This is a genomic window from Alteromonas sp. KUL106, from assembly GCF_009811415.1.
Taxonomy (GTDB): domain Bacteria; phylum Pseudomonadota; class Gammaproteobacteria; order Enterobacterales; family Alteromonadaceae; genus Alteromonas.
Window position 1 is genome coordinate 126978 of the sequence record NZ_BLIG01000047.1, and the last position, 21636, is coordinate 148613.

A 21636-nucleotide genomic window follows, 5' to 3' on the forward strand; every position below is an offset into this window, starting at 1 on the left:
CGTCGACCTATTTTCATTAATTCGTGTTATCTCAGAAACACGAGACTGCCTAAGGAGGTGTAAATGGAAAGTTTGCATACAAACGGCGAGCTTGTCACCCGTACTCACGGTACAGGCGTAGATGTTGTATTTCTTCATGGATGGGGTATGAACAGTGGAGCGTTCGCATCCTTTATCCCGTACCTTAGTGATAATTTTCGTGTTACCACCATCGATCTTCCCGGATTTGGGGAAAACGCACAGATCGTTCCATCACCTTATACTGTGGACACTCTGGCTCAATATATCGTTAATGAATTACCTGACCAATGTGTATTGGTGGGATGGTCATTAGGCGGATTGATAGCACAAAAGGTGGCGCTCCTAGCGCCAGAAAAGCTCACAGGACTGGTGACGATTGCCTCAACACCGCGTTTTATCGCAGGGCGTTGTTGGCCGGGTATTGCAGCCGATCTACTGTCCATGTTTGAAACTCAGCTTGAAAAGAATTATCAGAAAACGCTGGAACGTTTTTTGGCAATTCAAGCCATGGGCAGTAAAACGGCAAAGCAGGATATTAAAGCAATAAGAGAGCAGATCACGCAGTTTCCTGACCCTGCTGAAGAAGCGCTGAAGAAAGGTCTACGCATATTGTCTAGCGAAGATATGCGTCAAGACGTAGGGCGGATAACCACACCCACTTTACGGTTGTATGGCAGGTTGGACAGCTTAGTACCAACCAGTGGTATAGATAGGATTTGTGAGTTGCATCCGCAAGCCGATACCGTTGTTCTACCTCACGCATCACATGCACCATTTATTTCGCATCCGCAGCAAACCGCCGACATTCTGTTTCGTTTTGCCGCCGGCGTTTACCAGCAAAAGGCGTCTTGACTCAACGAGCATAACAAGCTTCAAGTCTGACTTGTCGGTGGTTTGAAGCTTTTTGTCATCCTTTCACGTCTTATTAAAAATCGTCTGCTTACAAGAAGTTAATGCAGGGCCGTTACACACATCTTTCTATTTTTGTGAAATTGGTTAATAATTATCCTTACGGGGTTAAGGGTAGTGTATGACAAGTATTGACGGTTTAGGTGCCGGCTCTGCATTTGCAGCAGCCCAATATGGCTTACAAAGTGCAAGCGATGGTATTTCGCAGGCAGCGTCAAATATTGCTCAGCGTACCGCTGAAGATGCAGTAGCGCCCGCCCAACCCATCGAGGCTAACAGCACCACAAACGCTACATCACTGAATTCAACACCCTCTTCAACACGCCTTACCGATGATTTAATTGCGCTTAACGTTAACGAGCGAAATGCGCAAGCTTCTGCCAAAGTCTTGGGTGTTGCCGATGAGATGCTCGGCACTATCATTGATGTAATGGCGTAGGCGGAGCTGAATCAGTGAACATCGTCACGCCAATTCTCAACGCCATTGCGTATCCTACGGCGAATATTAATACCGAGTCTGCGCGCAGAGATAACGTGCAGCGGGAAACCATTCCTCAGGCTTCAGATTCACAGCAGGGTGCGTCTCAGAAAGGCTTGGGGTCTGAAGCCGACAAGGCGAAAAGCCCAGGTCAACCACCAGCACCCGTCACGTACGAACGTCCTCAGATACAAACAGACCTTCAAGCTGCTTTTCAAAATGTTTTTGGGCAAGAGAAAGACAATGCGCAAGATGAGAGCGCCGGCAAACAGGACGCGCAAGATAGGCAAAAAGAGCAGCAAGAGCAACAAGACGCCGCTGAAATAGAACAGTTAAAAGCGCGCGACCAGGAAGTGAGAGTGCATGAGCAGGCGCACGCCTCTACAGGTGGTCAGTACGCTGGGGCGCCCCAATATGAATACACCACAGGCCCAGACAACAAGCGTTACGTCACTGACGGTGAGGTGTCTATTGATGTCTCGGAAGAGAAAACGCCTGAAGAAACGCTGAAAAAAATGGAGCAGGTCCGCGCCGCGGCGCTTGCGCCAGCTGAGCCGTCATCACAAGATTTAAAAGTCGCCGCTGAAGCCTCTCAGAAAGCCACAGAGGCCCGAAGTGAAATTGCTAAAGGCCAATCTGAGGATATTTCTAAAAGTAGCGCCAACAGCGGTATAGCGGATGGCTTTGTTGCAGGGGATGAATCTGTCGCACAGCCACAGGCTCAATCGGGCGCGTCCACCGATCGGGCAATGGGCGAACAATCTACCCTTGGTGATACTCCTCCAACGCAACGCCTTGATGCTAACGAATTTGAGTTCATGGAGGCACGAAAGGGTCGTATCCAAAATGCTTATATGCAAGCGTATACCCCAACTCGTCAAGGCCTATCGCTTCAGGCATAAAGCCGTGTATGCAGACCCAGTTAACATAAGCTAACTGTCGTTCATTCCAAACGCTTTTTGTATGCGTTTTATCAAGTCGCTGGCAATCGCGTAACGACAATCCTTTTTTCACTACCCACAAGTGCTATTTTGCCCTAATAATCTAAAATTGCCTTGGTAAAAGGGTATTTCAAAGAGCTACCTGTAATCGCTAATAGCACTGAATTCATAGTATCTACGTCGTTATCGAAGCCACCATGTGACGTAGCAGCGGTAGCGTTACCCACCTTCCCTTCGCTGTATTTAAACGTCACATTTGAATGCGACTGGTTAAACATCGCCATACCTAATAATGGCATCTCCGGCTTAGACTCAAAGGCGTTTGACACTAAATAAAGTAGCGACTTCTGATAAATCCGCGCAACGTGATCATCTTTTTCTAATGCTTCTGATAAGTTGTAAATCGTAGTCGACGCTATATGTTTATCTTCTATAAGCGGTAACAGAGTGTCGTTAAACAAAGAGTAACTCATGGCGGGGGCCAGCAACTGTAGACTCTTAACTATTATGTTTTCATCAATCTTAAATAAACGAGCAAGGCTGTGCGCGTGAAAAATAGAACCAGCCGAGTGGCCTACGATATGTAGCTGAATAGTCGAATTATCTTTCAAATATTTGGCTAATTGAGTTAAAAAGTACGAACCATCAGACGTGGTGCGGGTAAAAGGCGTACAAGCATCCGACTTCATTTCACGCCAAAGCGCGCCGCCTACTTTACGCGTCGCCCATTCCAGAATTCGGTCAGTATAATCGGTAAAGGCGCCGACTTTATTGCTGATTTCTTTATTTTTAAAGCCTAAGATATCCTTTAGTTCTTCTAGCATGCCCGTGTCATACATGAAGTGAATGGGGTATATATCGTTTTTAAGGAATGTGTCTTTCATGGCGGCAATGCGTTTAGCTGACGCCTTAATGCTATTTAAGCCGCCGTGTGCATATAGCATCACGTGACGATGATTACTTTCAGACAGCTTTTCGATAATGGCATCAACGTGATTCTTATTGCTCCAATATTTGCTTCTTATATCAAAATGTCCATCGTCGAAATGAACGAAGTGGTCTTGAATGCTCACTCTCGGCGTGGAGCGAGAGAATAACCCCTGTGCAATGGAGCGTGTGGCTTGATGGTAGGTACCTGTACCTGAAATAGGTAGCGCGAGTTGTACAACCCAGGCATCCATGACATTTAATGCCCAGTCATCATAGCGCCAAAGTGCAAGCCCTGATTTTTTCCAATCCGTCCCCCATGAGTTTTGGATCCAAAAGCCTTCGTCATTGTAACCAACAATTGCAAACGCATGTCCACCCATGGGCTCAGGTCTCAAGTTAATGGCATCCCCTTCAATGTCTTTCCAGCCTTCGTGAATTCTGGCAGACACAAAGATAACGCCCACCTCGTTTAGGGCGGCATGGAAATCGCTGATTTCCCGCTCAATACGATAGTAAGCTCCTAGCCTATGATTACTTGCGTTATCAGCAATGGTAAGGGTCATTTCAAACTCATTGCTGCTTTTTATGTCTTTAGTGAGTGAGTGACTACATACACCGCTGTTATACCAACCTTTAATCGCACCGCGGCAGCTAGAGCCTTCGTAGGCCTCGCCTAGCCACTCATCGTGACGTTTTGCCATCGCATAAAGCATCCACGGGCTAACGGTATGTTTTCGTCCTTGCTGGCGGTAAATGAAATTTATCGTTGCGGCCAACGCGAAACCTGTACAGGCCCCTTCTTTACCTTGATCTAATATGACTAAGTTACCCGGTGGGTCGATAAAAGGCTTCAGCGGAGTGAGGTTGGGTTGGTAATAACGGTCCCGAAGATCAGGGTAGTCGGCGCTGACATTCAGCATGCTTTTTGATACTGGTGAGTTCATAACATCATCCTTTGATTAGGGTGGATGATCTTTGCTGTACAGGTAAATTAAACGCTCGTACACCCAAGGTCAGTCGCCCTTAGCTCATTGTTGTCGTCCGAAAGTGCTGCCTTGAAGAAGGTTGCGATAAAAGGAACGACATGGCCTTTCGCTAAACGTTTGGGCTTTTGAAACCTCAGTAGCCGCGCTAAACGTAAACAACATACGAACTTCAGTTTCGGTGTGACCAAATACCTTTTGATTGTTTCGGTTTTCTTTACTTTGGTACGCTTTGTTCAAGCGTTTCAAGTGCATGTAAGTTTAGTATGCACTGGAATTAATGTGGCACAACTTAATGTAGCAAAAACGGACGGCGAAATGGAAGTGCAAAAAAAAGGCTGTCTTAATGACAAGCCCTTTTTTAGACTGCGTAACTATTAATACCAATCCGTAATACCAATCCGCATAGATAATTATCTATGCGGACTGATATAACCTTGGTCAACGTTTATTTCTTCGCTTTGGCAAACGCATCGGCAAAAGCATTACCCATGGCGCTGTTTTGCGGCTGGCTGTTGCGGTTTCCACCACCCTGATTTGAACGCGGGCTGGCTTTAGCGTTGGCACGCCCAGCCCCTTTGTTTTGCGCTTTACCTGGACCTTGGTGGTTAGCGCCCTTACCTGCACCGGATTTACCGCCAGCATTGCTGTTCTGACCAGGCGCATCGTCTAATCGCATGGTAAAGGAAATACGCTTGCGCGGTACGTCTACTTCCAGCACTTTTACTTTAACGATATCACCTGCTTTCACTACCTCTCGGGGATCAGAGATAAATTTGTTAGTCAGTGCCGAAATATGCACTAAGCCATCTTGGTGAACACCCACATCAACGAAGGCACCAAAGTTGGCAACGTTACTCACTACGCCCTCTAAAATCATGCCGGGCTTAAGATCGTTTATGGTTTCAACGCCCTCTTTAAATACCGCTGTTTTAAACTCTGGACGAGGGTCGCGCCCTGGTTTATCCAGCTCTTTTAGAATGTCTTTTACGGTAGGTAAACCGAAAGCATCGCTAGTAAATGTCTCTGGTGACAGGCTTTTTAGAAGCTCGGTGTTGCCGATGATGTCGTTAACTGCAACCGCGGTGGTATCTACGATTTTATCTACCACTGGGTAAGCTTCCGGGTGAACCGCAGAAGCGTCAAGTGGGTTTGTGCCATTTACAATGCGTAAGAAGCCGGCGGCTTGCTCAAAGGCTTTTGGACCTAAGCGTTCGACTTTCAATAGGGCTTTTCTATCAGGGAATGCACCGTAGGTGTCTCTGAAATTAACAATATTGTGAGCCAATGTTTTGTTTAGCCCAGACACGTAACTTAATAGCGCTGGAGATGCGGTATTTAAATCTACACCCACGGCATTCACGCAGTCTTCGATAACGCGGTCGAGCGACTTACCCAACTGGCTTTGACTTACGTCGTGCTGATACTGGCCCACACCAATGGCTTTAGGCTCAATTTTAACTAATTCTGCAAGGGGATCTTGTAAGCGTCGTGCAATTGAAACCGCACCGCGAATTGATACGTCAAGTTCAGGCAATTCTTTTGATGCAAGCTCAGAGGCAGAATATACCGATGCGCCTGCTTCACTTACCATAATTTTCTGAGCAGTAAGTTCGCTGTTGTTCTTGAGCATTTCGCCAACGAGTTTGTCGGTCTCGCGCGAGCCGGTGCCGTTACCGATGCTGATTAAATCGACCTTGTATTGTTTGCATAACGTGGTGAGCGTGCGGATCGATTTGTCCCATTGATTTTGTGGCGCGTGCGGGAAGATGGTGTTGGTTGCGACCACTTTACCTGTGCTGTCTACTACTGCTACTTTCACGCCGGTTCTCAAACCCGGGTCTAAGCCCATGGTGGTTTTTGCACCAGCGGGCGCTGCCATTAGCAGGTCGTTTAAGTTTTTAGCAAATACTTCAATTGCCTCTTCTTCAGCGCGCTCTCTTAGTGCACTGAATAGCTCGGTTTCCATGTGTAAACCAATTTTGATTTTCCAGGTCCACTGTACAACTTGAGCTAAAAAGTCATCAGCGCCGCGGCCTCTGTGCATGATGTTGTAGTGACTTGCAATGATATGTTCGCAATGTGACGGACCTTTTTCTTCTGACTGTGGGTCTGCGTCAAGCTGTATGTGAAGCATGCCCTCGTTGCGGCCCCTAAACATTGCCAAGGCACGGTGAGATGGCACAGTTTTATACTTCTCGCTATGCTCGAAATAATCTTTGTATTTCGCGGCTTCCTGCTCTTTACCAGGTGCAACCGTACTTTTCACATGCGCATTTTCAATGAGATAGTGACGTACTTTGGCAAGTAACGCTGCGTCTTCAGCGAAGCGCTCCATCAATATGTAGCGGGCGCCCTCTAGCGCCGCTTTGGTATCCGCAATTCCATTGTCTGCATTTACGTACTCACTTGCTGCACTTTCAGCATCAGTATCAGGGTGATTGAACAATGCATCTGCAAGCGGTTCTAGGCCTGCTTCTATGGCAATTTGACCTTTCGTACGACGACGCGGTTTGTACGGTAAGTACAAATCTTCTAGCGTTGTTTTACTGTCTGCGTTGGCGATGCTGTTTTTCAACTCGTCTGTTAGCTTACCTTGCTCTTCAATGGATTTGAGAATGACATCTCTGCGCTCTTCCAGCTCGCGTAAGTAGGTTAAGCGTTGCTCTAGGGTACGTAGCTGGGTGTCATCAAGACCTTGGGTTACTTCTTTTCTATAGCGAGCAATAAAAGGTACGGTAGCTCCTTCATCGAGAAGTTTTACGGCGGCATTTACTTGCGAAGGTTGAACGCTAAGTTCATCTGCAATTTTATTGATAATCATAAGTCGCTCTAAGATGCTAAAAATTCGCGCAAGGTAATGGCGAATAAACGGTGTGTGAAAGGTTTACGAACACAGCGTCGGTAGTGGAAATAGGAGCAGTGAGTATATCACTGCAGTGTATTGAAAGTCGTCTGATCATTGAGGCGAAATCGGTAAACAAGTGGCGTGTGTCATTGGCTAGAGTTTGTCTGTCGCATCGTACCAAATTCGGTTTATCCACCATTCTTTCGCTCCGGATTCTGTTTTAACAACAAACTCATCGTCTTCTTCTTTTCCAAGAAGCGCACGGGCCATGGGAGAATCAATCGAAATGTAGTCCTTGCGGCCAAAGATCTCATCATAACCCACTAAGCGAAGCTCCATCACTTTGCCGGCCTCGTTCTCAATTTCTACCCAAGCGCCAAAGAAAACCTTTCCCTCTTGCTGAGGGTCATAATCGACAACCTTTAGATTTTCTAGACACTTACGTAGGTAGCGAACGCGTCGGTCAATTTCACGCAGCTTCTTTTTATTGTACTGATAATCGGCATTCTCGCTTCTGTCCCCGAGGCTTGCTGCCCACGTTACTTTACGAGTAATTTCTGGCCTTTCTTCACGCCACAAGAAATCCAATTCTTGTTTGAGCTTTTGATAGCCTTTTCGAGTGATAAGCGGTGTTTTCACAATGTTCTATACGTATTCCTGCTAATTACCCCTACTTTATGTGGGTACTAAGGCAAAACGCAATCTTTGAGGGTTAGAAAAAGTGACAAAAATTGCGTGTTGAATAATTATTGAACATAAACCTTTTAACTAATGTCACAGTATATATATTTGTCAAATTTCTGGGGAACGCAAATGCGTGACGAGATACCTGTGTTGGACCGCCGGAGGTCGGGAAAAGAACCTCTCCAAATTAGCGGAACTATCATTGGTTTTATGCTGTTTTTAAGCGGCGGGTTGTTATTGTTGTACGCTTTGCTTGATATTGTTGTTCGCTTGAATAGCTTGCGAACCGTGCTGTACCTGATTTTAGGGTGCGCCATGTACAAAGTAGGTCAGTCGTTGTTAAACCATTTTGCTACATTTAAAGTGCATACTGAGAGAAGGCGAGCGCCCCAGCGTTAAAACTGGAAGTTTTAAGCCGCGAGTTTTAAGTCTAAATTGTTCCTAGAAAGGCGGATATACGCCGTGAAATTTTGGCAACTTAGGCTAAGCTTAAAAGTGTAATTCGAGGCACCAAGCATATTGAATAACCCATTTTACTATTTGGGTACGCGCGTGGTGAAAATCCACTGGCTCGTAGGGAAAAGGTAAGCAAGGATCACGCTGACTCACTAAAACAAAAAAGCCGACGCTATGCGTCGGCTTTCTCTTTTTTGAAGCGCTAACTTATTCGGCTGGTGCTTCGGCTTCAGGCTTAACTACCTCTAGCAACTCAACGTCAAAAATAAGCGTTGAGTTTGGCGTGATTGCGCCCGTTGAACGCGCACCATAAGCAAGTTCTGATGGGATATGAAAGCGGTATTTCGCGCCTTCTTTCATCAGCTGAACGCCTTCAGTCCAACCCGCGATTACGCGGTTGAGCGGGAATTCCGCTGGCTCGCCACGCTTGTATGATGAATCGAACTCGGTACCATCTAGCAAAGTGCCACGGTAATGCACTTTTACCATGTCTGTCGCTTCTGGGCTTGCACCTTCGCCTTCTTCAAGTACTTCGTACTGAAGACCAGACTCCGTGGTCACGACACCTTCTTTCTTACCGTTTTCTTCGAGGTAAGCAAGGCCAGCTTCAATGTTTTTCTCAGCGGCTTGCGCAGCCATTTCTTGCTGTTTGGCACGCAGCACTTCTTCGCCCTGTTGCGCAATTTGTTGAATTTGCTCTGGCGTAAATTTAAGCGTGTCGTTTAGACCGTCTTTAAAGCCTTGCTGTAGCGCGTCTTGATCGAGTGTTAGACCAAGTTGCTCTTGTTGCTCTGCACGGTTGCTAACAAACAATCCCATGCTTGCGCCCATGGCGTAAGCTTGTTTTTGCGTATCTGTCATTTCTTCTGCTGAAACAGCAGTTGTTTTTGCACTATCAGCGCTTGTAGAAGCGGCCTCATCAGATGTATTTGGCTGGCAAGCGAAAAGGCCTAGCGCAGCGATGGTCGATAAGGCAACGAGCGACTTCTGCATAAAAACGTCTCCATTAATTATTATCATCATGCGTCTATGTCTATACTGCTGCATCTAAGGCAGTGTGCACGATAGTTAAAGATGCGTGATCCATGCTATGTTAAACCTAGCGTTTACAAAGCGAAACCCATTTGATTATGTTTAGGCCTCAAATGTTCCATAGAATAGTGTTACTCATCGTACTTATTGGTCATTCCATAGGATGCTCTATTCCCGATACTACGCCAATACAGCAGTGGCGTCATGTAGAAGAAGGGGCTTATGCAGCGGATATTTCAACGGACGGTACATTGGCCGTAGTTTCCGGCGTAAATAACGGCGTCAACGTATGGCGGATAGGGCAAAGTGAGCCACTGTTTCACTGGAGCCACCAAGGTGAAGGCAACAATTTGGTGATGTCGGTTCATATTAGCGCGGATAAACGCTATGTGGTCACCGCCGATCGTGAAGCTTTTGCTCTGTGGAGTTTAGAAACGGGAGAGCCAGAGGGCTTTTGGCGAATTGACGAAGCGTCTATTCGAGATGTTGCTGTGACTAATAATGGAAACGGTATCTTAGTTGCCCGGTCAAATGGCAAAGTGATGTACTTTGAGCCTCGTACCTCTCGACGTCTGGAGTTCTTTGGACATCAAGAAAAAGTAAATTCAATCGATATCTCGCCTAATGGAAAATATGCCCTTACGGGAGGAAATGACTACATTGCGTACCTGTGGAGCACTGATACCGGTCAGATAATTCATACCTTTACCCATCCTACCCGCGTCACCAAAGTGGCGCTTGACGATGAAGGTCGTTTTGCCTTTACCGCTGACAGCCAGAGTAAATCTCAAGTATGGGACGTGCAAACAGGTCATCCAGTGACGGCACTAAAATTTGCGTCTCGGCAAAAGATATTTACGGATGTGGAATTCTCAAAAGATGGTAGGTACTTACTAACAGGCTCGCCCTCAAGAAAAGTCTATCTATGGGATTTAAAAAGCGGAGAGCAAATCCAGGCTATTCAAGTCGCCTCTAGAGCGTCTATTTCACCGCCTACCGCAGTTGTTTATGGCGTCGCCTTCCTTCCCAATGATAATATAATATCTATTAGCAGCAGTGGTCTTGCCGAAGAGTGGCAACGAGAAAGGTAGAGAATATACATGACAGAACAAAGCGCTGAGCAGTTACAGCAGCAAATAGATAGCGCCAATAGCTATATTGAAGAGTTACAGATGAAAGTTGCCTTTCAAGAGCATACTATAGAGGCGTTGAACGATGCATTGTCTTCTCAACAACAGCAGCTTGATGACTTGGCCTATAAGGTGCGACATGTGATAGACCGTGTTAAATCTATCGAGCCATCTAATATTGCTAAGCAATCTGAGGAAACCCCGCCTCCCCACTATTGACGTAGGCACGGAAGTTAGCCCTTCCCGAAGGGCGAGTTTGAAATCTCCGTACCCTTTGTTGTGTCACCTTGATGTAGCGCCACTATACCCGCGGTAACACGCCGCGATTACAAACCTGTTAACTCTCGCTGAGTGGGTAATTATCTGTGCGGACTGGTATTATTACGTTGAATTATACTGCGCGCCCCAATGAGTGGACGCCATATTAGCGAGTGACTTTTAATTGTAAGGAGAGTAACCATGAATGATTTTGATATGGATGCATTTGACAGCATCGACTTTGAATCACTAGAGCAGTCAGTAGCCGACAAACAGGCTGAAAAAGACAAACAGGAAAGCCAAGAGATTGAAGGCATGCGCGATGGCGCTAACGATTGCGGTGATAGTTGTACAATTTAATCGGTCCTATCTGCTATCTGAGCTGACCCTTTAGGTCTTGGCCTTAAGTGAGAATACCGCTTTAGTTATTTCTCAGCGGTGTTTTCGACCTCTTCTAGCCGTTCAAGCTCGATACTTTTTTCGATGTTCCCCTGAAGCGCCTGCACAAATGCGTTTTTTAAGATGGCGGTAAACGCTTCCCAAGTTTCTATGTCGAGGCTAGACAAATGGCCTTTAATGGGAATACGAGTAGCAATTTGATCCTTACTTTGATTTTCAAAAAGTTCAGTGACAAACGCAGACATAGCCTCAATGCTGCCTTCGATTAAGCCGTCGCCATCTCGCTCTATATCACCTTTCCACGAAAAGACCTCAACGTTATGCAAAATCGGTTTGATGTAGCCTTTTACCCTGCCTTCGTCGGCTGCAATTTCTGCCGCTAGCGTCAACGTGCCTGCTTCTAAATCAAAAGGCGCGTAGGTATCGAGGAGATTTTTAAAGTTCACCAGCCCAACATTGTCAGCCTGAATATCAAGGTCAAATGTGGGCGCTGTCGTGGCGGGATTGAGCTTGGCATTTAATGAAATGGTACCTTGTTCGGCGGTTTGCCCCGTGGCTTTGGCGGTGGCCACGCGGGAATCAGACAAGCGTTCGCTATTAACCAAGTTATTTATTTCAAGCTGAATGTCGTGAATAGAAATATCAATAACAGGTGACGTATCGGGGTTGTGAAAAGCAACTTTACCATCGCTAATAGCAAGCTTATCTATCCGTAGAGGGAAAAGTTGGTCGGCAATGGATAACCATTTTTCATTTTTACCCGATTGGCTCGATTCTTCAGTATCGCCATCTACAAAATTAATTTCAGGAGCGTTTATGACAACCCGACCTACCGCAGCCCCTTTCATTAGCTGAGACCAAGATAGCGTAAATTCTACATGATCAGCTTTAAATAGGGGTTTATCGACCTCGCCGTTTGCTTTGTAAAGTAAGACATATTCTAGACTGTACGCACCACGCCATAGCATAAGGTCTACATCACCCACACGACCGTCATACTGATCAGATTGGCTTAGCGTAGCATTAATGTAATTTGCTGCGGCGTACGGTAAATATAAACGCAGGGCGATGAGCAACAGAAGTAATCCCCCTAGCACATACCCAATACGCGTTTTAACGTGTTTCATAATTCACTCCTTGTAGCTTGTGAATACAAAAACTATACCCAAGGCGCATTGAGATGACAGGCAGTGGTTATTCCGCTACTGGCGGGCGGTGCTAAGAAAAATGACACGTCTGTGGCGCCCTAGCAGCGCACGCAAATAGGTTTGAGCGGTAAGATTTACTGGCTAGTGAGTAAGAACGTTAGTGAGGTTTGAAGATACCGATTACGTTTTCATTCGAGCGAGTTGCAGCGCTTACTTTCTCGTCGGTCTGGGCTTCATTGTAGCCGCACGCAACGCACTCTAACTTTTCGACATTATTTTCATAATACAGCGAAATAGTATCTTGCTCCTGGCACTTAGGGCAGGTTGCTCCAGCTACAAAACGGCGTTTTAAACGATTTGACATACATACACCTTTGAGAAATTACGCCTTTATTATACCGTGAAATACTATGCGTTGATCAGCTTTTACCTTAAGTTTTTGATATTATACGCGCCCTTGTTTGTTCCATCACAGGTTACTCATGATAAAGCTTTCTAACGTATCGTTACTGCGCGGTCGCAAAATGCTGCTAGAAGACGCGTCAGCACAGGTCTTTCCCGGCCATAAAGTGGCGCTTATTGGCAGTAATGGTTGCGGTAAATCCACGCTCTTTGCGCTTTTGCGCAATGAGTTGAGCGTAGATGCAGGTGACTGTAGCGTACCGAGTGATTGGCGAATTGTGAGTGTGGCACAAGAAACACCAGCGACCACGAGAACAGCGATAGATTATGTCGTGGACGGTGACAAACATTTACGTGATTTACAGGCCCAATTAGAGGCCGCTGAACAAAGCGGTGATGGCGTAAAAATAGGTCAGATTCACGGGCAACTTGAGCAAGCTGGGGCTTATGATGTGGAATCTCGTGCTGCGACCATCCTGTCGGGCCTTGGGTTTACTAACGCACAGTTAAGCGCACCTGTGACTGATTTTTCGGGTGGGTGGCGCATGCGCTTAAATCTGGCACAGGCGCTCCTTTGTCCTTCAGATCTTTTGCTGCTGGATGAACCAACAAACCACTTAGACTTAGATGCAGTGATATGGTTGGAAAAGTGGTTACAGCGTTACACGGGGACGCTTTTGTTGATTTCACACGATAAGGCTTTTATCGATAATACAGTTGGCCAGATTATTAGCGTAGAGCAACAAAAACTGATCACCTACACGGGCAACTACTCAGCCTACGAAACTCAGCGTGCAGAGCGTATTCGACTGCAAAATCTGGAATATGAAAAGCAGCAGCAAAAAGTAGCACACTTGAATTCGTTTATTACGCGATTTAAAGCGAAGGCGAGTAAAGCAAAGCAGGCGCAAAGCCGCATTAAGCAGTTGGAAAAAATGGAAACCTTGTTGCCCGCACATATGGCAAGCCCATTTAGTTTCTCTTTTGCTCCACCTACTGCACTACCGAATCCTCTTGTGCAAATGGAGAAAATACAGCTTGGGTATGATGACCACATTGTGCTGCAGCAGGTAAAGCTGAATTTGGTGCCAGGCAGTCGTATTGGGCTTCTAGGGCGCAACGGGCAAGGTAAATCTACACTGATTAAATTACTTGCAGGTGTTCATGCGCCCAAGCAAGGTATTTTTAACACCGCCAAGGGCCTTAAAATAGGTTACTTTGCGCAGCATCAATTAGAAACGCTCGATGCGAATGCCACGCCGCTGTTGCATCTGCAGCGCATAGATGAGAAAGCCACTGAACAGCAGCTGCGCGATTATCTTGGCGGCTTTGGTTTTAACGGTGATGAAGCATTAGCCGAGGTAGCACCTATGTCGGGCGGCGAAAAAGCACGTCTTGTACTGGCATTAATTGTGTATCAAAAGCCAAACTTGCTGTTACTTGACGAACCGACCAACCATTTAGATTTAGAGATGCGCCATGCATTGAATATTGCGCTTCAAGGCTTTGAGGGCGCTATGGTACTGGTGTCCCATGACCGTTTCCTACTTTCATCGGTATGCGAAGACTTTTATTTAGTGGATAGCGGTGAGGTAGAGCCCTTCAAGGGTGATTTGGATGATTACCGAGACTGGATATTAAAGCAGCAAGCGGCAGAAAAAGCCAAAGCCAATAGCGAGGCTAAAAGTGCTAACAACGATATCAAAAAGGCAGCGCAGCAAGAGACTGGCGGGCAAAATAGGCCAGAACGCAAAATAGATCGTAAGGAAGAGAAGCGTCGAGAGGCCGAGTTCAGGCAAAGTGTTGCGCCTCTTAAAAAAGCCATAGAGAAATACGAAAAAGCCATGGAAAAATGCAGTGCAGCGCTTGCAGAAGTGGAAATGTCCTTAAGTGATACGTCACTTTACAGCGATGATAAAAAAGCCGAGCTGATGGCTTTGCTCGATAAACAAACTCAGCTCAAGCAACAGCTTGAAGAGGAAGAGATGGCCTGGTTAGACGCACAAGAACAAATTGAGCTAAAGCGAGAAGCGTATGACAATGCAACAGCCTAACCTCGAGCCTAGTGCGTTTTGGGCCTACAGTGTATCCCGGTACACTCAAGGAAACATGGCGCCACTGGCTATTTTGCTTCAGGACAATCATCAGGTTAATGTTAATGTGCTTTTGCTAGTAGGCTGGTGTTTACAGAACAATGTGATCATAAACCTGCCCCAGCTCAAAGCGGTCATCGAGGCTTCGGCATCAATGGAGTCGAGGCTACAGATTCATAGAGCAAAGCGCAAAGCGGCTCACCCTGACAACGGCACAGATAAAGCCACTTACGATGCGCTTAAAGCTGAGGAACTCGAACTTGAACGTCAACAGCAGCGCGATATTGTTGCTGCTTTTAACAAACAATCTGTGGCGCGTTTAGATCACGCCCAGCCGTTTACAGGCACGGTATTTAATGCGTCTGTCGCCGCGCTTATCAATGCGTACGGTCTTCGTGATAACGCAGAGGCGCGTCGTCTTGTCAGCCTTGTGATTAAAGAATTATCTTAAAAAAAAATAAGAATATAGAATGAGTAAATCAGCGCTTTCGCATGGAAAAATTGTAAAAAGTAGTTTTAAGGTGGCGGGATGGGCCAAAAACCGCCACGTGCAAACTATTTGGCCGCGCTTTATTCAAAAGCGTTTGCCCCTGTCTTATCACATGGAGCGGTTAACGTTACCTGATGATGATTTTGTCGATGTTGCTTGGGGGCCGAAGCCGCAAGAGACGTCAGGAATTGTCGTTATGTTTCACGGTCTCGAGGGCAGTATAAAGTCGCATTATGCTAACGACATGATGGCACAGCTTTCGGTCAATGGCTGGCAGGTGGTGATGATGCATTATCGCGGTTGTAGCGGCGTACCGAACCTTAAAGCCCGAGCCTATCACAGCGGTGAAACCGAAGATCCAAGCTTTTTCTTAGAATGGCTGCACGATAAATTCCCACGGGTTCCAAAGGTGGCGATCGGCTTCTCCCTTGGTGGAAATATGTTGCTTAAGTTGCTCGGTGAAAATCCGGCGCAAAAATGGCTGAAGGCGGCTGTCGCTATCTCTTCCCCGCTTAAACTTTCCGAATGTGCAAAGTCGATTAACCAAGGTTTTTCAAGGGTGTATCAGAAATATCTACTTACCAGTATGAAAGATACGCTGCGCAAAAAAATGGAATACATTGATTATCGCAAGCTAATACAGCTGACGAAACGCGATGTGGATGATATTACAAGCTTTACTCAGTTTGACGAAAAAATCACGGCCCCCCTTCACGGTTTTGCTGACGCGCAAGACTATTACGAGAAGTGCAGCGCTTATCACTTCTTAAGCGCTATTCACTGCCCCACGTTAGTTCTGCACAGTATTGACGATCCATTTATGAACCATCTCATTGTGCCAAAAGAAGAAGAACTTGCGCGTAATGTCACGGTAGAGCTCAGTGAGCGAGGCGGGCACGTAGGGTTCATGCAAGGCTCGATTTTAAATCCGAAGGTCTGGCTGCATGAGCGCGTAAAACGTTTTATCGGCGAAGCGCTGCCGGTGAATGCGACCTGTCATTATGTGAAGCGCTAAATCGGGTCGTCCTTATTTTTCTAAATCCCAATCGCTGTTTTTAACGAGGAGTGTAAATGATAGTTCCCATCGATGCGCTGGAAGCCGATACGCTATATAGCCTGGCCGAATCTTTTGTACTGCGAGAAGGGACTGACTATGGTGAAGAGGAAGTTTCTCTTGACGTTAAGGTCCAGCAAGTCCTAGATAGACTCAAATCTGGTGAAGCTGTCCTTGTGTATTCAGAGCTTCATGAAAGCGTAGACATAAAACGCAAGGAAGAATTACAAGCCAGTGATGAAGTGGAGTAGACACAAAAATGCCGGGTCGAGCAACCCGGCAACCTTCCTGAGGAGAGGGAGGTTTAAAACGCGTATCGTGCAGTAACCTGCATGATGTCTAAATCGTCAATAATGCGGTAATTTGCACCTACCGCCCATTGAGGTGTGATGTAATAGTTAGCGCCTACTCTAAATGTTGCTTCACCGTCATCTACATCGTAGTAACCGACTTCACCAGCAAGCTCTACTTGCTCTGTGATCATCGAACGAAGGCCGGCGTTAATGCTGTAGCCTGTTTCATCATTCACGTCACCGTCAATGCGCTCTAAATTCGCGCCAAAGTACGCATCTGTGTTGGCGTTAACGGGGAGTCGATAGCCTGCGCCAAGTGTCAGCATATCAAAGTCAAAGTTACCTTCTTCAAAGAAGCTATACTCACCGTTCAAGTACCAGTTGGTGTTTAAAAGGTACTTACCGTTAACGGTCAACCCATCCGGTTCGAATGACTCATTGTTATCGAAGTCCATCTTAGTATAACCGCCTTCTACATAGCGCCAGTCTGGTTTATCTGCCATGGCCGAAAGAGGAAGTGTCGCTGCAGCCAGCGCTGCTGTGATAAGTGTGATTGATTTACGCATGTAATAGCTCCTTAAAATTTTCAGCAGCTCGGTTAAAGATAAAAAGTGTGTTCTGGCACGTGTTTCAAAAGAAGCACGGAGCGAGCTGCCGGGCTGATGAGCACAAAAGTGTAAAAAACCTTTCGTGACATCGTTCCTGTATCCATAACGAAATCGTTGATAAAAAAACCGTGTCAGATTTGTTTATCAAGATAATTTCATGAAAGGGTTCTGCAAAGGGTTTGCCAACTGCAGCGACTTGTTGCGCCATCTTCAACTTAAACTCGCATAAGTAATTAATTAGTAATGATAAATTTCATTGTGCTTACACGCTGCTCTGGGGCGATTTATGTGAGAAAGCAAAAAGGTTGTACACCCTATGTACAAGTTGGCATGAGAAACTGTCTCTAAAAAACAACACTTATCCTTTTGGTTAGGCGGTTGGATGTTCTTACACACCTTTAATTGGCCCTGCTGTTAAATTAGATATAACGCAAATTATTGTAAGTAATCATAAAAATAGACTTTTGCTGCGCCCTTTCTCGTATTGGAACGGCTTTTGCTGGTGTGCCTACGAGTTATCCAATATTCACCTTTGCCATTTCGGCACGGAGTTCGTGATTGCAAAAATAGAGAGTCACGAAGGTGGAAAGGAAAGGAATAGAGCACCTTTCTCAGTATGCGCAGAAGTTACCATCGCTGTTTTGTGCGTTTGTCAGTTGTGAAGCGACAAAACACAGGTCTGTTCATCATCACCTGGATAACCATTGTTTTCAAAAGGAGAGGACAAATGGCTAAGCCAGTTTTATTTTTCAGTCTAGTTTCACAAGAGAGCGAAAAGCAGCCACGTAAACATATGCTATCTCGTATTCTTTTAGCGATGACCAGCGTTATCGCCCTTGTTAGTTTTCAGCCAGCCATGGCAATTGAGGTGAATGATAGTAATCAACCTCAGAGAAAATCCCCGGTTCTGCAGTCAATTATTGATGCTGCGCGCGACTCTGCAACGCAAAGCTATGAGCAAGACGATCACGGGTTAGACAGTAAACTCAAAGAGATTGACTACACAACCTATCGCTCTATTCGCTTCAAGCCTGAACAAAGCCTTTGGCGGGGCGAAAACGATTATGAATTGCAGTTTTTTCACCCGGGTTTTCTCTACGAGTACCCGGTAACTATTCATACCATTGATGAGAGCAACAAGCCTGAGCGCTTAGCGTTTAACAGCGATATGTTTAATTACGATGGGTCAGCATCGCCTTTGGCTGGATTGACCAACGAAAAATCGGGCTATGCCGGTTTTCGGGTCCATTACCCCATTAAGAATAAAGAGTACAAGGATGAATTCGCTGTGTTCCTTGGCGCATCATATTTTCGCCTGGTGGGTAAAAATCAGGTCTATGGTATTTCAGCGCGCGGTCTAGCGATAGATACCGCGTTAGCAAAAGGCGAGGAGTTTCCTCATTTTACAGAGTTTTGGGTTATTGAGCCTGGCGAAGGCGAGCCTATTACTATTTATGCACGCCTTGAAAGCCCCTCTGTCGCTGGCGCGTATAAATTTGTGATTCAGCCGGATATCGATACCAGCGTAAACGTCGAAAGCTGGTTATTTGCAAGAGACGATGTAAATAAGCTAGGCATTGCCCCGTTTACCAGTATGTTCTTGTATGGAGAAAATACTGAAAAACGTCACGATGACTATCGCCCTGAAGTACATGACAGTGATGGTGTGCTTATGGTTACTCATGCAGATGAAGAAATATGGCGTCCACTTACTAATCCAGCCCGTCTTCAAGTTACCTCGCTCAGTGATGCAAGTCCAAAAGGTTTCGGCATGCTTCAGCGCGACGGTGAGTGGGATAATTATCTTGATGCAGAAGCTAACTACCATATACGCCCGGGGCTTTGGGTAACCCCTCAGTCAGGGTTTGAACAAGGCCGTTTAGAAGTCGTCGAAATACCCACTAAATCTGAAATTCACGACAACATAGTGGCGTTTTGGACACCTGAAAAGCCGTTTAAATCAGGCGAGTCGCTGTACTTTGCTTATGAACTTAAAACGGTAGAGCAAAACCCTTTTGTTAGTGAGCTCGCGTCCGTGGTGCGCACCCGCCAAGGTAAAGCCGTGTTACCGGGCGACGAGTTTAAAAACGAAAGCCTGAATACGACACGACAGTTTAGTGTGGACTTCAGTGCACCTTCTGCCATTTCTTTTGACAACGCATCGACAAAACTTGTCGTGCACGGCACCAACGGCACGATCTCGAAACAGCGTCTTTATCCGGTCGCTGATGGTCAAGAATGGCGCGCTACTTTCTTCGTTAAGCCCAAAGAGAAACAGACGGTGGATATGCGAGCTTACATTGAACAAGACGGTAAACGTGTGAGTGAGGTTTGGAACTATGTCTATCAACCAAAATAACCACGTGAATTTATCATCAGTCGAGGCTAAAGCCGTGCCTCAAGTTAAAAGTGACGGCGCAAAATGTCGGTCGCATTTCATCTTAAAAGGAGAGCATATGCGTTTGTTTATCATGGCAATGCTAGTGATTCCAAGTACGGCTCTAGCCGGTTGGAGTTTATACGAAATATTTTTACCTAATGGTCTCACTAACCTGGAAATTGCGCAGTTAGGGTTGGGGTTAACCTTATTTGCTTGGCTATGTATGGCATTTTGGACAGGCATAATTGGCTTCTTTTTACAGCTTTTCAATATCGATCCACTGAGCTTGCGTAAACAGCAAGTTCAACCGGACGCCGACACGCCACTTACGCAGAAACATGCCATCGTTATGCCGGTATATAATGAAGATACCCGCCGAATAATGGTCGGTTTTGAGGCCTGTATTCGCGAGTTGATGGAAAGTAAAAACAAGGCGAATTTTGATTTTTTCATGCTCAGCGATACTCGCGATATGGAAAAAGCTGACGCTGAACTTCGTGCTTTCACTCGTTTAAAGAAACGCTTGGGTGCATTCTCAAGCCAAGTATTTTATCGTCGCCGCGAGCAAAATCTGCATAGAAAAGTGGGTAACCTAAAAGAGTTTTGTGAACGCTGGGGCGCCAACTACGAGTCAATGATTGTACTAGATGCCGATAGCGTCATGAGCAAGGAGCGCATGCAGGACTTGGCGCGTCGTATTGAGCAGAATCCGGATACGGCATTAGTTCAGACTATTCCCATGCCCGTGCGCCAACACACCTTCTTTGGTCGTTTTGTGCAGTTTGCTGCCCATTTATACAGCCCAATGTTGGCGACTGGGTTGTCGTTTTGGCAAACCGACAGCGCTAACTATTGGGGTCATAATGCCATCATTCGTATCGCCCCTTTTATGCAGCACTGCGGGCTTCCTACTCTTGAAGGCCGCGCCCCCTTTGGTGGTGAAATACTAAGCCATGACTTTGTAGAGGCAGCATTATTGCGTCGTGCTGGCTGGCAGGCTTATTTACTGACTGACACCACAGGCAGTTACGAAGAAGTACCAAGTAATATCGTCGATTATGCCATTCGCGATCGCCGCTGGGTCCAGGGCAATATTCAACACCTGGGTTTATTAAATGTAAAAGGCCTTAAAATGGCAAACCGACTGCACTTTTTATTCGGTGCGTTTGCGTACATTTCTTCACTCATACTGTTCTGTATGTTGGCACTAGGCACCGCAGATGCGCTAATACGCGCCACTTCAGTGCCAGAGTTCTTCGTGTCTGAATATCAGCTATTCCCTAGTTGGCAGGTAGCGCGCCAAGATATGATGATGGTGACCATGTGGGGAACAGCAGCGCTACTCTTCTTACCGAAACTATTAGGTATTGCATTAGCGCTAATTAAGCGTCGAGGTGAATTTGGTGGTGCGTGGTCACTTCTAAAAGGTGCAATAGTAGAGCTCGCTATGGCTGTGCTTATAGCGCCGCTTATGATGTTTTATCACAGCTACTTTGTCATTAGTGTTTTTGTTGGTCATTCTGTTAAATGGGAAGCGCAAGAGCGCGAAGGGCGCAAGGTACCATGGAGCGTCGCTATCAAGCATACACAAATTATGAGTTGTCTTGCCGTAGCATGGGGGGTAACAACATTCTACTTCACACCGTCGCTATTTATGTGGTTGCTTCCTGTGCTAGTTGGAATGGTACTGGCAGCGCCTGTTATTCGTTTAACAAGCAGCAATACGCTGGGTGTGGTTATGCGCAAATGGGGCGTATTTGTCATCGACCAAGAAGTCAATGAGTGTAAAGCGCTTAAGCGTTTACGCGTTGCAATGGGTTACTTTGCTATTTCACAACATAAAGCAGAAATTCCTGCACTACCCGAGAATACGTGGCAAAGTATGCCAGTGCAGGCGCTTAGCGAAAAACCTCTACCTATGCGTTACCAACTTCCGAATAACGCGCTTTAGATGAAGAAAAAGACACGCATTAAAAAACCGCACATCATGTGCGGTTTTTCTTTGAACGGCGCTTTTTTATTCGTACGTTATACCAGTCCGCATAGATAATTACCCACTCAGCGAGAGTTAAAATGTTCGTAATCGCGGCGTGTTGCCG

General features: G+C 46.1%; 20 protein-coding genes. 13 read left to right on the forward strand and 7 right to left on the reverse strand.

Translation table 11 applies throughout. From position 1 onward, the window contains the following. Positions 1-63: 63 nt before the first annotated feature. The 3 genes from bioH (at position 64) to GVO63_RS16570 (ending at position 2310) form a co-directional block, all read left to right on the forward strand. Entirely contained in the window at positions 64-873 is an 810-nt protein-coding gene (gene bioH, locus GVO63_RS16560; RefSeq protein ID WP_159581346.1) for a pimeloyl-ACP methyl ester esterase BioH, read from the forward strand. A gap of 178 nt (positions 874-1051) precedes the next feature. Beyond that, on the forward strand, positions 1052-1369 hold the full coding sequence (locus GVO63_RS16565) for a hypothetical protein (RefSeq protein WP_159581348.1): 318 nt from the start codon (positions 1052-1054) through the stop codon (positions 1367-1369). A gap of 14 nt (positions 1370-1383) precedes the next feature. After that, the gene (locus GVO63_RS16570) at positions 1384-2310 is read left to right on the forward strand and encodes a putative metalloprotease CJM1_0395 family protein (RefSeq protein WP_159581350.1); all 927 of its coding nucleotides are present in this window, start codon (positions 1384-1386) and stop codon (positions 2308-2310) included. Positions 2311-2444: 134 nt separating this feature from the next. Here the strand turns inward: GVO63_RS16570 and GVO63_RS16575 are convergent, their stop codons facing one another. The 3 genes from GVO63_RS16575 to greB all read right to left on the reverse strand — a co-directional run bounded on the left by GVO63_RS16575 (position 2445) and on the right by greB (position 7749). Continuing rightward, positions 2445-4223, reverse strand: a complete 1779-nt coding sequence (locus tag GVO63_RS16575; protein ID WP_159581352.1) for a C1 family peptidase — start codon at positions 4221-4223, stop codon at positions 2445-2447. Positions 4224-4710: 487 nt separating this feature from the next. Then, on the reverse strand, positions 4711-7086 hold the full coding sequence (locus GVO63_RS16580; RefSeq protein ID WP_159581354.1) for a Tex family protein: 2376 nt from the start codon (positions 7084-7086) through the stop codon (positions 4711-4713). Between the two features lie 177 nt (positions 7087-7263). Further along, a complete protein-coding gene (gene greB / locus GVO63_RS16585) occupies positions 7264-7749 on the reverse strand; it encodes a transcription elongation factor GreB (RefSeq protein ID WP_159491715.1) in 486 nt (161 codons plus the stop codon). Positions 7750-7923: 174 nt separating this feature from the next. Between greB and GVO63_RS16590 the strand changes: the two genes are divergently transcribed. Continuing rightward, positions 7924-8193: a hypothetical protein gene (locus tag GVO63_RS16590; RefSeq protein ID WP_201281923.1), complete on the forward strand. Its 270-nt coding sequence runs from the start codon at positions 7924-7926 to the stop codon at positions 8191-8193. A 264-nt stretch (positions 8194-8457) separates the two neighbouring features. Here GVO63_RS16590 and fkpA read toward each other — a convergent pair whose 3' ends face one another. Then, on the reverse strand, positions 8458-9243 hold the full coding sequence (gene fkpA / locus GVO63_RS16595) for an FKBP-type peptidyl-prolyl cis-trans isomerase (protein WP_159491879.1): 786 nt from the start codon (positions 9241-9243) through the stop codon (positions 8458-8460). 197 nt (positions 9244-9440) lie between these two features. Between fkpA and GVO63_RS16600 the strand changes: the two genes are divergently transcribed. From GVO63_RS16600 to GVO63_RS19540, 3 genes are all read left to right on the forward strand, one after another. After that, positions 9441-10373 (forward strand): WD40 repeat domain-containing protein, encoded by a 933-nt coding sequence (locus tag GVO63_RS16600; RefSeq protein WP_159491877.1) that lies wholly within the window; start codon positions 9441-9443, stop codon positions 10371-10373. A gap of 9 nt (positions 10374-10382) precedes the next feature. Then, entirely contained in the window at positions 10383-10631 is a 249-nt protein-coding gene (locus tag GVO63_RS16605) for a SlyX family protein (RefSeq protein WP_159581356.1), read from the forward strand. A gap of 240 nt (positions 10632-10871) precedes the next feature. Further along, entirely contained in the window at positions 10872-11030 is a 159-nt protein-coding gene (locus GVO63_RS19540; RefSeq protein WP_201281924.1) for a hypothetical protein, read from the forward strand. 65 nt (positions 11031-11095) lie between these two features. Here the strand turns inward: GVO63_RS19540 and GVO63_RS16610 are convergent, their stop codons facing one another. Next, a complete protein-coding gene (locus GVO63_RS16610; protein ID WP_159581358.1) occupies positions 11096-12196 on the reverse strand; it encodes a DUF748 domain-containing protein in 1101 nt (366 codons plus the stop codon). Between the two features lie 178 nt (positions 12197-12374). Next, entirely contained in the window at positions 12375-12581 is a 207-nt protein-coding gene (locus GVO63_RS16615; protein WP_159491707.1) for a YheV family putative zinc ribbon protein, read from the reverse strand. Positions 12582-12699: 118 nt separating this feature from the next. Here GVO63_RS16615 and GVO63_RS16620 point away from each other — a divergent pair, with 118 nt between their 5' ends. Genes GVO63_RS16620 through GVO63_RS16635 form a run of 4 tightly spaced genes read left to right on the forward strand, consistent with a single transcriptional unit; the run spans position 12700 to position 16507 of the window. Next, positions 12700-14673 (forward strand): ATP-binding cassette domain-containing protein, encoded by a 1974-nt coding sequence (locus tag GVO63_RS16620; RefSeq protein ID WP_159491705.1) that lies wholly within the window; start codon positions 12700-12702, stop codon positions 14671-14673. Beyond that, positions 14654-15163, forward strand: coding sequence for a TIGR02444 family protein (locus GVO63_RS16625; RefSeq protein ID WP_236552186.1), 510 nt, complete (start codon positions 14654-14656; stop codon positions 15161-15163). Before GVO63_RS16620 ends, GVO63_RS16625 begins: the two co-directional genes overlap by 20 nt. Positions 15164-15182: 19 nt before the next feature. Beyond that, entirely contained in the window at positions 15183-16217 is a 1035-nt protein-coding gene (locus GVO63_RS16630) for a hydrolase (protein WP_159581360.1), read from the forward strand. A gap of 56 nt (positions 16218-16273) precedes the next feature. Continuing rightward, the gene (locus GVO63_RS16635; RefSeq protein ID WP_159491701.1) at positions 16274-16507 is read left to right on the forward strand and encodes a YheU family protein; all 234 of its coding nucleotides are present in this window, start codon (positions 16274-16276) and stop codon (positions 16505-16507) included. Positions 16508-16560: 53 nt separating this feature from the next. On the opposite strand, the gene GVO63_RS16640 is transcribed toward GVO63_RS16635, so the two are convergent. Further along, positions 16561-17115 carry an outer membrane beta-barrel protein gene (locus GVO63_RS16640; RefSeq protein ID WP_159581362.1) on the reverse strand — a complete coding sequence of 185 codons (555 nt, stop codon included), beginning with the start codon at positions 17113-17115 and terminating at the stop codon, positions 16561-16563. 769 nt (positions 17116-17884) lie between these two features. Here GVO63_RS16640 and GVO63_RS16645 point away from each other — a divergent pair. Both GVO63_RS16645 and mdoH read left to right on the forward strand, forming a co-directional pair. Further along, positions 17885-19516, forward strand: a complete 1632-nt coding sequence (locus GVO63_RS16645) for a glucan biosynthesis protein G (protein ID WP_159581364.1) — start codon at positions 17885-17887, stop codon at positions 19514-19516. Further along, a complete protein-coding gene (mdoH, locus tag GVO63_RS16650; protein ID WP_159491695.1) occupies positions 19497-21488 on the forward strand; it encodes a glucans biosynthesis glucosyltransferase MdoH in 1992 nt (663 codons plus the stop codon). The genes GVO63_RS16645 and mdoH overlap by 20 nt, the downstream gene beginning before the upstream one ends. The last annotated feature ends 148 nt before the right edge of the window (positions 21489-21636 follow it).